Origin of the sequence: Massilia cellulosiltytica, assembly GCF_047325105.1 — a bacterium.
Taxonomy (GTDB): domain Bacteria; phylum Pseudomonadota; class Gammaproteobacteria; order Burkholderiales; family Burkholderiaceae_D; genus Telluria; species Telluria orientalis.
Genome location: NZ_CP168562.1, coordinates 6,596,764 through 6,611,094 on the forward strand (window position 1 = coordinate 6,596,764; position 14,331 = coordinate 6,611,094).

Genomic DNA, 14,331 nt, shown 5'->3' on the forward strand with positions numbered 1-14,331 from the left:
AATAAGCACGAAACTCGCAGTCCGATGCGCGCGCGCGTTTGACCCGGCGCGGCGGTCTCGCTAATCTCGACCTGGTCTCGGCCCGGCCGTCGCTTCAGGGGGCGGCCGGTTCGTCTCCAGCCGGTGTGGTCCGGCTCTCTTTCCGATGCACCGGGCGCGCCCGGTCCGTCGGATTTTTTTGGCTGTGTTCGCGGTAGTTCGGTAACCCGCTCGTCTAGCCGAGCTGGACCGCGGCAGACAGCAGATGAGCCGGCTTCGTGAGCCGACGATCGTCCAGCACGCGCTGCCAGCCCGAGTAATGGATCAGGTAGCGGCTCGCCACGCCGCGGAACCGCACCAGCCAGCTTTTGAACCGGCTGTGCCAGCTGTTCACGTTCTGCACATGGATCGCGCCACGCGCCCGAACGCCGGATTTCACGTTCACCGCTTCGTGCGTGATGCCAGCCTGCTCCGCGAAATGCTGATAGACGATGGCGCCGTCGGTGATCAAGAGGGCGTCGTCTTGCAGCACGGGTTTGAGGCACTCATGCAATTGCCCCACCGTCACCTGGCCGCGCCCCGTATGAAAATCGAGCGTCCGGCCACTGCGGTCGCGCGCGACGAGCAGGCAATCGTGTTCCCGGTTGATACCGCGCCGCTTGGCAACGCCGCCACGTTTTCGGGGTGGCCGCGTCAGGTTGCGCGCACCCTTCTGCGACTCCAGCCGGTAGGTTTCGTCGGCCTCGACGATGGCCGACAATGTCGCCGGCCGGTCGCGCATGACTCCGGGCACGAACCGGTGGCGCCACCGGAAGCTGGTCGTGCGATGCACCCCGACGACTTGCGCGGCATCGCGCACCGTGCGCGATTCGAGCACGCATTGCAGGTACGGCAGCCAGAGCTCCTTCTTGCGCAGCCTTGCTAGCGGCGTACCGGTCAGTGCGTTGTGGCTGTGCCCGCAGCCGAGACAGCGAAAGCGCTGCAGTCCGCTGGCCTGGCCGCAGCGGTGCTTGCGGGCGCAGCGGCAGTGCGGACACGGCCGGCCCGCCGCCGCCTGCTCGATCAGGGCAATGCACTCGGCCGGATCCACGATGCCGGCAATCCATTCCCGTAGCCGAGCCAAGTCGTCTGGGGACAACTGCACCGCCAACAGCAGGGCGAACAATTCGTCGAACGTCAGGCCGCGCATCGTCACTCCTCATGAGTTAACTCGGCGATACGTATGACCTCCACAACGAATTTCAGTTCACATAAATAGCGCGAACACAGCCATTTTTTTTGGCCTACCAGCCGGTGATGCGCCGCAGTTGCGGCAGCAGTTCGGCCGCCATGGCCGCATGCTGGGCCGTCGTCGGATGGCCATTGACGGCGTCACCGGGCTGGTACGCCACCGGTGCGAGCAGGTGCACGCGCCTGTCGCCCACCCGGCCCATCGCTTCCTTCAGATAACCGATCAGCGCCGCCTTCTTGTCGCCATTCAGCAGCACGCCTTCCGTCAGCGCGATCTGCGCGTGCGGATGGTCGCGCAGCACGCGGCGCAACAAGGCCGTGTACGTATCGACATACGCCGCACGCTCCGGGATGCCGGGGTTGAAGTCATTGGTGCCGATCGCGATGACGATCAGGTCCGGAGCGTAATCGGCCTGGTTCCATCGCACCGGATGCGCGGCATCGGCGATGGCGAGGTCGTAGAACGCCGGCAGCTGAAATTCGTCGGTCCGGTCGTTCCAGCTGCGCACGAGACCCCGGCCGCCATAGCAGACCAGCTGCACCTGCGCGTCGAGCGCACGCGCGGCCAGCATGCCGTAGGACAGGCGTGGATTCCACCAATCGGGCGTGTCCTTGTCGCCGGCGCCCCGCTCCATGTCGGCGCCGCACGTGACGGAATCGCCCAGCACGAGCAGGCGCCGCCTGGGCAGCGTGGGGGCGGCGAGGAACCGGCCATCGGCCGTGAAACGCGCGATGGACGTCACGCCCAGCCAAGTCTCGCTGCGGTGCACGAGTTCGACGCGATGCGAGCCGCGCGCCGCGCCCTTGAAGACGTCATAGGACTGCACCTGCGGCGCCAGATGCAACGTGCCGGCGGGTTTGCCGTCCACGATGACGTCGACGAGGCTGCTGGCACTGCCTGCCGCATCGACGGCGAGCCGGGTGCCGTCGACGACCAGGGACAACGTCACGCCGGGATAGCCGAAGCGCACGGTGCCATCGGCTTCCGCCACCGAGCGGCCCATGCGCGCGACGTGCGTATCGGCGGCGGGTATCGTCTGCTCGGCGGCCGCCGCAGCCGCGCACACAGCCAGCAGCGCGGCAACGAGCGGCCGGCGCATCACGCCCCCTTCTTCAGGCGCAGCAGCAGCACGCCGTGCGACGGCACGGTCGCGTCGAGACGCTTGCTCGTGTCGCCCGTCTTGCCGGTCCACGCATCCGTCCAGTGCCAGGTCGCCTTCTTGAAGTCGACTTCACGCTTGGACAGGTCGTCGGCGATGGCGTTCTGCTTCCAGTCATAGTGCAGCGGCAGCGCGGACTCGCCGCGGTTCAGCACCATGAACGCCCACTCGTCGTTGGCCAGCGGCTTGGCCCACAGTTCGACGGGACCCTGCTTCCAGAAGCGCAGCGCCGGCACGCCCAGCGGGTCCTGGTTGAGGGCGATGACTTCGCGGCGGCCGATGATCTTCTTGACCGAGTCCGGCATCGAACGCAGGTCGTTGCCGAGGATGAGCGGCGAATTCATCATGGCCCAGATCGAGAAGTGCGCGCGGTCCTCGTCTTCCGTCATGCCCATGCCGACTTCCAGCATGTCCATGTCGTTCCAGTGGCCCGGCCCCGCGTGCTTGCGCAGGCCCGCCTGCATGTCGAGGATGCGCATCACGCCCCATGCGGACCACGAGCCGGCGCTCTTTTCGCAATCCCAGCACGGATAGATGTCGCCCGTCGTGCGCCACGAGTGGCCGACGTCGGCCGCCCATTCCCACGGCTTGTTGTCGCCCCATTCGCAGATGCTGAAGAGAATCGGGCGGTTGGCCGCGCGGATCGCGTCGCGCATCGTCGTGTAGGCGCCGACCGCGTTCAGGCCCTTGGTCTCGCACCAGTCGTATTTCAGGTAGTCGATGCCCCAGGCGGCGTACGTCTTCGCATCCTGGTATTCGTGGCCGCGGCTGCCGGGACGGCCGCCGCACGTCTTGTCGCCGGCGTCCGAGTAGATGCCCAGCTTCAGGCCGCGCGCATGCACGTAGTCGGACAGCGCCTTCATCCCGGACGGGAAGCGCTGCGCGTCCGCCTGGATGTTGCCGTTCTCGTCGCGCGCGCCGTGCCAGCAGTCGTCGATGTTGATGTACTGGTAGCCGGCATCCTTCAGGCCCAGCTTGACCATGGCATCGGCCGTCTCGCGGATCAGTTTTTCGTCGATGTCGCAGGCGAATTTATTCCAGCTGTTCCAGCCCATCTGCGGGGTGGCCGCGAGGCCGTCGAATTTCTGCGCCCAGGCCGCGGCCGGGGACGCCGCGATGGTGGCGGCAAGGATCAGGGAGGCACTACGTTTCACTATTTTGCTCCAATCGTCTTCAGGCGTTTATCGTGGTCCGCGATCAACTTGAGCGAGCTGGCATCGCTGTCGAACACGGAATAAAGGCCCTGCTCTTCCTGCGGCGGATCGCCGACGAAATCGTTACCCGGCTTCCACCAGTAATCCGCATTGGCCGCACGCCCCGCACCGCCCCACGCCCAGAAGTTCCAGCCGGCGACCGGATCGCCCGCTGCCGCGCGCTTCTCCAGCGTCGTGAAGACTGCGTCATAGAAGCGGTCGCGCACCTTGGTCGACGCCTTGATGTCGAACGAGCCGCCGTCGCGGTTCAGGCCGAACTCCTCCAGCACGATCGGCTTGCCGAGCTTCTTCGCATAGTCGACATGCACGTTCAGGTAGTGGCTGGCCTTCTCCATCATGCCGTTCCACGTGGCGTCGGGCTTCTTCGGATCGAACCAGCCCCAGTTCGTCGGCCACAGGTGGTACGTCAGGTAGGCGATGTCCGGCGTGCGGTGCGCGTCCAGGTACAGCTGCGCATCCTGCGCGGAGCCGGCCAGGCCCTCGCTGCCCGTGCTGACCATGTGGCGGCCATCGAGCGAGCGGATGTAGTGGGCGGTCTCGGCGATCCACTTCACGTACGTCGCCTTTTCCCGCGGCGTCGACTTGCTGTTGCCGGGGCGCGGCTCGTTCGCGAGCTGCCACGACAGGATCGTCGGGTCGTCGCGGTAAGCCTTCTTCGTCACCGTGTTCGTGCGCTGGACGATCTTCGCGATCACGTTGCGGTATTCGGCCTGGGCGCGGGCGTTCGTGTAGAACGTCGCGTTTTCGGCCATGTAGCGTTCGTAGTCCTTGCTCACGTTGGGATCGTGCGCGGGCGAGCCGGTGAACCAGTTCAGGTACTGGGTCATCCCGCCGGACCACTGCCAGAAATTATTCAGGTAGAGCACGGCCGTCATGTCACGCTTTGCCAGTTCGGCCATCATGAAGTCGAGGCCTTGCAGCAGCTGCTCGTCGTACTGCCCGGGCGCGCCCGTCGTGGCGGGGCTGACGGCGCTTTTCATTGCCGTCTTCTCCGACACGGCCAGCACGCGCACGTTGTTGATGCCGAGCGCCTTCATGCGGTCCAGCTCCTTGACGAGGCGGGCCCGCTGGCCCACGCCCGTCGGCGCGCCGAGGTAGCCGCCATACCAGAAGTTCGCACCGGCGATCATGTAGCGCTGGCCGTTGCGTTCGAAATGGCTGTCCTTGACGGCCACGAAGCCGCTGTTGTCTGCCGCTTGTGCCGCTTGGGTCGCACCCGCCATCAGCAGGGTGGCGGCCAAAGCGATGTTGCCGAACTTGCGTTGCATGGTCGTAGTCTCCTCGCGCTCCTTGGGGAACGTCATTGTGTGGGATCATGCGCCGCCCACCGGGCGGTGGGCGGCAGGGGGGTGATGCTTACTTGCGCTGGCGGCCGCGCACGTCCAGCGTGGACGCCGGCAGGTCGACCGTCACGCTGGTCGCGTTCTTGCCGGCCGCGTCTTCGGCCAGCACCAGCTTGTACTTGCCCTTGGCGATGCGCCAGGTCTTGCTCTTCTCGTCGAACAGGCCGAGGATGCGCGGCTCGACGACGACGTCGACTTCCTTCGATTCACCCGGCTGCAGCGCGACCTTGTCCCAGCCGGCCAGGCGCTTCGGCGCTTCCCACTTGGCGGCGAGCGGCGACACGTACACCTGCGGCACGTCCTTGCCGGCGACGTTGCCCGTGTTCGTGACCTTGAAGCGCACGTGCAGGCGCCCGTCCTTGACCTGGCTCGCGAGACCCGAGTACGAGAACGTCGTGTACGACAGGCCGTGGCCGAACGGGAACAGCGGGGTCAGGCCCTTCTGGTCGAACCATTTATAGCCGACGGCCGCGCCTTCCTTCGTGTAATCGACGGTGAAGCGCTGCTCCGGCTGTTTCGGATCGCCGTCCAGCTTCGGACGCGGCAGCTGCTGCTCGGAGACCGGGAACGTGGCCGGCAGGTGGCCGGATGGATTCACGGCGCCGAACAGCACGCGCGCGATCGCTTCGCCGCCGCTCGTGCCCGGGTACCACGCTTCCAGCACGGCCGGGATCTTCGACACCCACGGCATCGCGACCGGGCCGCCCGTTTCCAGCACGACGACGGTGCGCGGGTTGGCGCCGGCCACGTTGTCGATCAGGGTGTCCTGGTTGTCCGGCAGCGCCAGCGACGTCGCGTCGTTCGCCTCGCCGATCCACTGCGTCGCGAACACGAGCGCGACGTCGGCCTGCGCGGCCACGCGCGCGGCGCGTGCCGGATCGGTGCCGTCGTCGTACACGACCTTCGCGTTCGGCGCCAGCGCCTGGATGTGACGCAGCGGCGACGACGGGTAGTACACGACCGGACCCGGCCAGACCTTCGGCTCCAGGCCCGGCACGGCATTGCCGCCGACCGGATACACCTGCGACGAACCGCCGCCCGACAGCACGCCCACGTCGGCATGGCCGCCGATGATGGCGATGGTCTTCACGTCTTTCGACAGCGGCAGCACGCGGTTGTCGTTCTTCAGCAGGACGATGCCCTCTTCCGCCGTCGCGCGGCTGACGGCGCCGTTCTTCGCGAAGTCGATCTTGCCGCCCTGCGCGACCGGATTGTCGACGACGCCCTTGGCGAACATGGCGCGCACGATGCGCGTGGCCATGTCGTCCAGGCGCGCTTCCGACACGTAGCCGTTCTTCACGGCTTCGTCGAGCGCGCCGCCGAAGTACGGCGACTTGTCGAATTCCTGGCCCGACTGGCGGTCCAGGCCATTGTTCGCGGCCTGCACGGTGCTGTGCGTCGCGCCCCAGTCGGACATCACGTAGCCCTTGAAGCCCCAGTCCTTCTTCAGCACTTCGTTCAGCAGGTAGTCGTTCTCGCACGCATAGGTGCCGAACACGCGGTTGTACGAGCACATGACGGAACCGGCGTCCGACTGCTCCAGCGCGAGCTGCATCGCGAGCAGGTCCGACATGCGGGCCGCGGCCTTGTCGATGCGGACGTCGTGCTCGTTGCGGCCCGTCTCCTGGTCGTTCAGCGCATAGTGCTTGACGGTCGAGATGACGTGGTTCGATTCGATGCCCTTGACGGCATGGCCGACCATCGTGCCGGCCAGCAGCGGGTCTTCACCGGCGTATTCGAAGTTGCGGCCGTTGCGCGGATCGCGCATCAGGTTCACGCCGCCGGCCAGCATCACGTTGAAGCCGGAAAGGCGCGCTTCCGAGCCGATCATCGCGCCGCCGGCATAGGCCATCTGCGTATCCCACGTCGATGCGGTGGCGAGGCCCGACGGCAGCGCCGTGCGCTCGCGCGGGGTCGGGGTGGCCTGGGTGGCGACGCCGAGGCCGGCGTCCGTTTCCAGCAGGTCCGGCAGGCCGAGACGCGGGTTACCCGGCACGAAGCCGGCCGAGAACGGGATCGCGTCTTTCGGCGGCGTGGTGCCCTTCGGGGCGAACGACGTGCCGAAATAGCCGAACACCCAACGCAGCTTTTCTTCGCGGGTCATGGCCTTGACGGCGAGTTCGGCGCGCTTGTCGGCGCTGAGGGAACGGTCCAGCCACGGCTTCTGGGCCGGCGCGGCGGGCGCGTCGGCGGCGGTGGCGAACAGGGGGAAGGCGGCAGCCAGGGCGGCAACGAGGGTCAGTTGATTCAAACGCATGGGACGAGGCTCTCTTAGGGTACGGATCGTTATAGGTATGCGACGCTTTGGATATGCAATGTGCCGCCGCGTGAGAACCACGCGGCGGCAATTCGGATCAGGCGGTCAGACGGCCTTGATGTCCACGTACATGCGGGCGTATTTCGCGCCGAAGTACAGGATGAAGGCGTAGCAGACGGCCGGGATCAGGAACGACGTCTGCAGGCCGATCATGTCCGCGGCCTGGGCCTGGATGACGGGCACCACGGCGCCGCCGGCGATGGCCATCACCAGCAGGCCGGAGCCCTGGCTGGTCTGCGGGCCCAGTTCGTGCACCGACATGCTGAAGATGGTCGGGAACATGATCGAGTTGAACAGGCCGACGGCCAGCACGGCCCACATCGCGAAGTGGCCATGGCCGAACGTGGTCGCCACCAGCAGCGCGATGCACACGGCGGCGTTGAACGCGAGGACCTTGCCCGGGCTGACGGTGCGCATCACGGCCGAACCGATGAAGCGGCCGACCATCGCGCCGCCCCAATAGTAGGCGACATAGTTCGCGCCGACTTCCGGCGAGAAGCCGGCGATGGACGAGTCGCCCATGTAGTTGATCAGGAAGCTGCCGATGCTCACCTCGGCGCCGACGTACACGAAGATCGCCAGCACGCCCAGCATCAGGCGCTTCTGCTTGAGGATCGAGCCGGTGCGCACCGTGCCGGTGTCCTCGTCACGGATGATCGGCAGGCGGATCACGGCGAACAGGATGGCCAGGATCGCCAGCGTGGCGGCCAGGCCCAGGTACGGACCCTGCACGGCCTGCGCCTGCGCCAGCTTCTCGGCGGCGGTCATGTTGTTCGGATCGGCGACCGTCGAGATGTGCGACAGGATCAGGTAGCCACCGATCGGGGGGCCGACGAAGGTGCCGAAGGAATTCAGGGCCTGGGTCAGGTTCAGGCGGCTCGACGCGGTGGCCGGCGGGCCCAGTACGGTGACGTACGGGTTGGCGGCCACCTGCAGGATGGTGATGCCGCCGGCCAGCACGAACAGGGCGAACAGGAACAGCGCGTACACGCTGGTGGCGGCCGGGTAGAACAGCGCGGCACCGACGGCGCACACGGCCAGGCCGACGACGGCGCCGGCTTTGTAACCGATGCGGCGGATCAGGGCGCCGGCCGGGATCGACAGCAGGAAGTAACCGCTGAAGAAGGCCAGGTTCACCATCATCGCCTGTACGTACGTCAGGTTGTAGACCGATTTCAGGTGCGGGATCAGGATGTCGTTCAGCGACGTCAGCAGGCCCCACATGAAAAACAGTGCGGTGACGACGGTCAGCGGAAAGGTGTAGCTGGGCTGGGCCCGGTTAGCAGGCTCGACGACAGCCTGTGGTGCACGTTCCATGGATAAGTCTCCTTGAGATGTTACCGCTAACAGGACGGCAACTTTTATTGTGAAAAGATTCTGCAGAAGCAGGGTAAAGGGGTCAAACGGGGTATGCGATTCGCCGCGAAGTTTAGTCAGGTGCCACTAAACACGGCCTCCCCTCTTATGAAATCGGTTTCTTACATGAGAATATACCGGGCAAACAGCTGTTTAGTAAAGCCGACTAAACTTCCCTGTAAATGCACCTTCGCGTTTGACCAAGGGAATTTTCATATGCAAGACTCCATTCAAATGAGCGACGCCCAAGGCGTGCGCAGCAACGATATCGGAGACAACGTGAATCCCGTCACCTCACGCCCCCGGGCGGGCGACAGCCCCGCACCGGTCACGATCCGCGACCTGGCCAAGTACGCCGGCGTCTCGGCCGGCACGATCTCGCGCGCCCTGAAAAACGAGCCCGGCCTCACGGAAAGCACGCGCCAGATGGTGTTGTCGGCAGCCCACGAACTGGGGTATGACTTCTGCAAGCTGCGCCGCAAGCGCATCCGCCGCCTCACGTTCCTGTTGCATCGACAACACAATACGGCCGCCAGCAGCCCGTTTTACTCGCCCGTGCTGCACGGGGCCGAGGAAGCCTGCCGCAAGCAGGGCATCGTGCTGTCGTTCATGGCGGTCGGCCCGGCCGACGGCGTCACGGAACAGCTGCGCATGCACGCGCCGGACGCCATCGTGTGCGCCGGCTTCTTCGAACCCGAACTGCTGAACGCCCTGCGCGCCAGCGGCAAGCCCCTCGTCCTCATCGACATGAAGCTGCGCGGCTACAGCTCGGTCAACCCGGACAACCACATGGGCGGCTACCTCGCCACCCGGCATCTGATTTCGCTGGGACGCGAACGCATCGCCATGATCTCCGGCTCGCTCGGCCACTACAGCATCCGCGAGCGCAACCGCGGCTACCGCCAGGCCTTGTACGAAGCGGGCATGCTGGCCGACCCGCGCCTGGAGACGTGCCTGCCGGACGGCGTCGACCTCGAGACGGGCGCCTACGAAGCGATGCAGGCGCTGCTCGACCAGCCCCACCCGCCCGACGCCGTGTTCTGCTACAACGACGCCGCCGCCCTCGTCGCGATGCGCGCCTGCCTCGCGGCCGGGAAGACGGTGCCGCACGATATCTCGATCGTCGGCTTCGACGACATCCCCGGCGCCGTGCTGGGCCACCGTCCGCTGACGACGCTGCGCATCAACAAGAAGGAGCTGGGCGCGCTGGGCGTCGAGCTGCTGCTGCGCGGTCCGCAGGATCCGCCGCTGGAACAGGTGGCGCCCGTGGAACTCGTCGTGCGCGCCAGCACCGTGTGCGAAGACTTCCGCATCCGTAAGTAAGTCACTTTTTATCCACCTACACCCACCATGCTTCCCGATTTCCATTCCCGCTCGACGCTGCTGCAGCACATCCGCCACACCCGCCAGTTCTACGACCCGCGCTGCGTCGACCCGAGCGGCGGCTTCTATCACTTCTACAAGGACGACGGCGCGATCTACGACGCGCGCACGCGCCACCTGGTGAGCAGCACCCGCTTCGTGTTTAATTTTTCGATGGCGTGGCGCCAGTTCCAGGAGCCGGCCGACCGCGAACGCGTGCTGCACGGCCTGCGCTTCCTGCGCGACGCGCACCGCAACCCGGAGACGGGCGGCTATGCCTGGACGCTGGACTGGAACGACGGACAGAAGAAAGTCACGGACGACACGAACCACTGCTACGGCCTGGCCTTCGTGCTGCTGGCGTACGCCCACGCGGTCATGGCCGGCGTCGACGAAGCGCGCGCCTGGCTGGACGAGACGTACGACCTGATGGAACGCCGCTTCTGGGAACCGGCGCACGGCCTGTACGCGGACGAAGCGAGCGGCGACTGGTCGACGCTGTACCCGTACCGCGGCCAGAATGCCAACATGCATGCGTGCGAAGCGATGCTGGCCGCGTTCGACGCGACGGGCGACACGAAATTCCTGTGGCGTGCCGAGACGCTCGCGCACAACATCACCGTGCGCCAGGCGGCCCTGTACGGCAACCTGGTCTGGGAACACTACAACAGCGACTGGTCCGTCGACCCGGACTACAACCGCGACGACAAGACGAACATCTTCCGCCCGTGGGGCTACCAGCCGGGCCACCTGACGGAATGGGCCAAGCTCCTCCTGATCATGGAACGCCACAAGGACCAGATGGCCGGCCCGTCCGACTGGCTCGTGCCGCGCGCGCGCCAGCTGTTCGACGCGGCGCTGACCAAGGCATGGGACGCGAAGCACGGCGGCATCCATTACGGCTTCGGTCCGGAAAACGAAATCTGCGACGCCGACAAGTACTTCTGGGTGCAGGCCGAGAGCCTCGCCGCCGCCGCGCTGCTGGGCGCGCGCACGGGAGATAAAGCGTACTGGGACTGGTACGACCGCATCTGGGCCTACAGCTGGGAACATTTCGTCGATCACGAACACGGCGGCTGGTACCGCATCCTCGGCCCGGCGAACGAAAAGCTCACGGACGAGAAGAGCCCGGCCGGCAAGGTCGACTACCACACGATGGGCGCCTGCTATGAAGTATTGACCGTTCTCGTGAAGGACTGACATGGCGGACTTTCCCGTATTCGTCGCGGCAGGGGAAGCCCTGACCGACATGATTGTCGACGACGCCGGCGCCACGCGCTGGCACAGCGTGACGGGCGGCTCGACGTGGAACGTGGCGCGCGCGATGGCCAAGCTGGGCGCGCCCAGCGCCTTCGCCGGCGCCGTCAGCCGCGACGTGTTCGGCGACCAGCTGTGGCGCGCCACCCTCGATGCAGGCCTGGACGAGCGCTTCCTGCAGCGCCTGGACAAATCGCCGCTGCTCGCGATCGTGCACCGCCTCGACCCGCCCAGCTATTTCTTCGTCGGCGACGACAGCGCGGACCTGCATTTCGACGCCGCGCAGCTGCCGCAAGACTGGATGGGCGCCTGCCGCTGGGCGCACTTCGGCGGCATCAGCCTGGCGCGCCAGCCGCTGGCCGGCAAGCTCGTCGCGCTGGCCGAAACGTTGAAGGCGCGGGGCGTGCGCATCAGCTACGACCCGAACTTCCGCGCGCTGATGGACGAGAACTACGACCCGACACTCCGGCGCATGACGGCCCTGGCCGACGTCGTGAAGGTCTCGGAAGAGGATCTCGTGGGCCTCCTCCGGACGGACGACGCCGATGCCGCCTTCGCGACGCTGCGCGGCTGGAACCCGGACGCCACCTATCTGTACACGAAGGGGGCGGCCGGCGCCTCGCTGCATACGCCGGCAGGATCGTGGGAGATGGCGGCGCCGCGCATCACGCCCGTGGACACGGTCGGCGCGGGCGACGCCAGCATCGCCGCGCTGGCGTGGAGCATGCTGCATGCGCCCGAACGCGATGGCCTCGCCCACCTGCGCTTCGCCGTGGCGGCGGGCGCCGCGGCCTGCCTCGCGGCCGGCGCCACGCCGCCGTCGCTGGCCGCCATCGATACCTTGCTGGCCGGGATGCACGCCTGATCACTTCCAGCAGTTTTCGTAGGTGGCGCCGACGGTGAATCCGGACAGCGTCGTGCCATGGATGCCGTTCGCGGCCAGCGGATCGTTCATCCGCGCGGCCGCGCGCGCGGCCTCGTTCCAGCGCGCGTGCGTGACGAACAGGCGCAATTCCGGACGGTCGAAATAGCCGGGCTTCGACATCAGCGCGACGGCGCCCGTGACCTTGGTCAGCCGGCGCACGTCGCCGTTCTGCGGCGCCACGCGGTCATGGCCGATATCCGCCAGCAGTTTTATCTTGTCGGACAGCGCATACGACATGCGGCCGCCGGCGGAGGCCCACGTTTTTGCCTTGGCCGGATCGTGTGCCGAAGTGTGAGCCGAATCGCGCTGCCAGACGGCGACGAGTTCTCCGCCGAAGCGGCGCGTGACTTGCGCGTACCAGCTGTCGACGATGCGCAGCCGGTGCACGTCGTCGCCGCTCGTGATGTCGCCCGTCGCGCCATTGTCCGTGCCGGCGCCCGTGCCCCACTGGACCGCGAGACGGTTGTCGCCGGCGCCGTCCAGCACGCGCTGGCGGTGCTGCACCGTGATCATCGAACCGCCGTGATGATCACGCTGGCCATCGCTGCGGATCAGCGCCAGGCCCAGTTCCAGCGTGCCGCCCGGATTCACGGGCACGCCGCGCAGCTGAACATCGTGGCGGTTCGCCGTGTCGCCGACGCGCATGATCGGCATCGTCTGCTGGTCGTCGTGCAGGTAGGCGTAGCTGAACTTCATGGGTCCCAGCGGCACGTCCTCGATGCCGACGCCCATGCCGGACGGATTCCAGTACAGGAAATCGTTGACGTTCGCGCCTTCGCGCTTGTAGTAGCGGCGCCCGATCCACAGCGCGGCGTCACCGAGTCCGCTCACGTGTTCGATGGCGAGGTACGCTTGCGGCAGGCCGATCTTCCAGCCGCCCTGCGGCCGCCTTGCATTGCTCGACGCGGCCGCGTTGCCCAGGTTGAGCATGGCGTACGCCTTCACGTCCTCGCCGGCGTCGCCCCGCACGAGGTGCTGGCCCAGCAGCATCTCACCGTAGACGCCGCATTCATTCCCCAAGCGGTACTTGGCGCCCGCGCCGGCCAGGCCGAAGCAGGTCTGGCCGCCGCCTTCGGAATTCGCGGCCGCGTTGGCGCGCAGGTAATTCTGGACGTCCACGGCGGACGCAGGGATGCAAAACGCGAGCGCGAGCAGCGCCGGCGCGATGGTTGGCATGCGCATGGTATCTCCTGATTGTTTTTATGGGCAAAGCGGATCCCGTCCGGCCGCGGCGCAGATGCCGCGGCAGGTCAACGGAACAGGATCGGATGACGGCTTAGTCGAGCAGTGCGCTGACTTCTTGCGCCGTCGGCGCATACGGCCCGGCATGCATGGCGGCCGTGGCGGCCACCGCCGCGATGCGCGCGAGCTGGCACGGCGCGCGCATCTCCGGATGCAGCAGCAGGCCGGTGATCCAGCCGGCCATCGACGCGTCGCCGCAGCCGACGGTGTCGACGACGTCCACGCGGCGCGCGGGCGCATCGAGCACCTCGTCGCCGCGGATCAGCGACAGGCCATCGGCACCGCGCGTGTACAGGATCTCGGCATCGGGCGCCAGCGCGCGCAGCGCGGCCAGCGCGTCGCGCTGTTCGAAGCCCGGGAACAAACCTTCCAGGTCTTCGTCCGACACCTTGATGTGGCTGGCGAGACCCGCGATGAGTTCGAACGTGGGCCGGTACGCCGCGTCGCGCATCGCGTTGCGGAAGTTCGGATCGAAGGCGATGCGCTTGCCGGCCTGGCGCGCCATCAGCGCCTGCTCCACGAGACGCCGCGCCAGCGGACCGCGCGCGAGCGCGAGGCTGCCCACGTGGATGAAGTCGGCCGCTTCCAGCCAGCCGTCCGGCAGCAGCTCGGGCCGGAAGTGCAGGTCCGCGCTGTTCTCGCCCAGGAAGACGTAACGGGGCGGATGGCGCGACGTCACCATCGCGATGAACGGCGGCGCGTCCACGCGCTGCAGGAAGCGTTCGTCCAGGCCAGCCTGCGCGCCGGCGTCCGCGATCTCGTCGCCGAAGGCATCCATGCTGACGGCGCCGGCATACCCCGTGTGCAGCCCGAGCCTTGCGCCGACGCGCGCAACGTTCCAGCACGAACCGCCGGGCAGCGAGCGCCACGTGCCGTCGTCCTGGCGGATCATGTCGGTCAGCGCTTCGCCGAAGACCACGTAGCGGGGGAGTCGTTGTGCTTGCAT

Annotated in this window: 11 protein-coding genes; 3 read left to right on the plus strand and 8 right to left on the minus strand. The window is 67.0% G+C overall.

Features of this window, described 5'->3' with window-relative positions; genetic code table 11:
- Positions 1-214: 214 nt before the first annotated feature.
- From ACEN9H_RS28955 to ACEN9H_RS28980, 6 genes are all read right to left on the minus strand, one after another.
- The gene (locus ACEN9H_RS28955; RefSeq protein ID WP_413675601.1) at positions 215-1,159 is read right to left on the minus strand and encodes an IS1595 family transposase; all 945 of its coding nucleotides are present in this window, start codon (positions 1,157-1,159) and stop codon (positions 215-217) included.
- Positions 1,160-1,262: 103 nt separating this feature from the next.
- Positions 1,263-2,309 carry a bifunctional acetylxylan esterase/glucomannan deacetylase AxeC2 gene (gene axe2C / locus ACEN9H_RS28960; RefSeq protein ID WP_413338208.1) on the minus strand — a complete coding sequence of 349 codons (1,047 nt, stop codon included), beginning with the start codon at positions 2,307-2,309 and terminating at the stop codon, positions 1,263-1,265.
- On the minus strand, positions 2,309-3,523 hold the full coding sequence (locus ACEN9H_RS28965) for a glycoside hydrolase family 27 protein (protein WP_413338210.1): 1,215 nt from the start codon (positions 3,521-3,523) through the stop codon (positions 2,309-2,311). The genes axe2C and ACEN9H_RS28965 overlap by 1 nt, the downstream gene beginning before the upstream one ends.
- The gene (locus tag ACEN9H_RS28970) at positions 3,523-4,851 is read right to left on the minus strand and encodes a glycoside hydrolase 5 family protein (protein WP_413338212.1); all 1,329 of its coding nucleotides are present in this window, start codon (positions 4,849-4,851) and stop codon (positions 3,523-3,525) included. Before ACEN9H_RS28970 ends, ACEN9H_RS28965 begins: the two co-directional genes overlap by 1 nt.
- An 88-nt stretch (positions 4,852-4,939) precedes the next feature.
- On the minus strand, positions 4,940-7,183 hold the full coding sequence (locus ACEN9H_RS28975; RefSeq protein WP_413338214.1) for a glycoside hydrolase family 3 C-terminal domain-containing protein: 2,244 nt from the start codon (positions 7,181-7,183) through the stop codon (positions 4,940-4,942).
- Positions 7,184-7,288: 105 nt separating this feature from the next.
- The gene (locus ACEN9H_RS28980; protein ID WP_413338215.1) at positions 7,289-8,560 is read right to left on the minus strand and encodes a sugar MFS transporter; all 1,272 of its coding nucleotides are present in this window, start codon (positions 8,558-8,560) and stop codon (positions 7,289-7,291) included.
- Between the two features lie 273 nt (positions 8,561-8,833).
- On the opposite strand from ACEN9H_RS28980, the gene ACEN9H_RS28985 reads away from it, so the two are divergent.
- From ACEN9H_RS28985 to ACEN9H_RS28995, 3 genes are read left to right on the plus strand one after another with little or no spacing between them, the layout of a single operon-like run.
- A complete protein-coding gene (locus ACEN9H_RS28985; protein ID WP_413672978.1) occupies positions 8,834-9,922 on the plus strand; it encodes a LacI family DNA-binding transcriptional regulator in 1,089 nt (362 codons plus the stop codon).
- A 27-nt stretch (positions 9,923-9,949) separates the two neighbouring features.
- Positions 9,950-11,161 carry an AGE family epimerase/isomerase gene (locus tag ACEN9H_RS28990; RefSeq protein WP_413338218.1) on the plus strand — a complete coding sequence of 404 codons (1,212 nt, stop codon included), beginning with the start codon at positions 9,950-9,952 and terminating at the stop codon, positions 11,159-11,161.
- A 1-nt stretch (position 11,162) separates the two neighbouring features.
- Positions 11,163-12,083, plus strand: coding sequence for a carbohydrate kinase family protein (locus ACEN9H_RS28995; RefSeq protein WP_413380448.1), 921 nt, complete (start codon positions 11,163-11,165; stop codon positions 12,081-12,083).
- Here the strand turns inward: ACEN9H_RS28995 and ACEN9H_RS29000 are convergent, their stop codons facing one another.
- Positions 12,084-13,325 carry a maltoporin gene (locus ACEN9H_RS29000; RefSeq protein ID WP_413336813.1) on the minus strand — a complete coding sequence of 414 codons (1,242 nt, stop codon included), beginning with the start codon at positions 13,323-13,325 and terminating at the stop codon, positions 12,084-12,086.
- 94 nt (positions 13,326-13,419) lie between these two features.
- Entirely contained in the window at positions 13,420-14,331 is a 912-nt protein-coding gene (locus ACEN9H_RS29005; RefSeq protein ID WP_413672979.1) for a carbohydrate kinase family protein, read from the minus strand.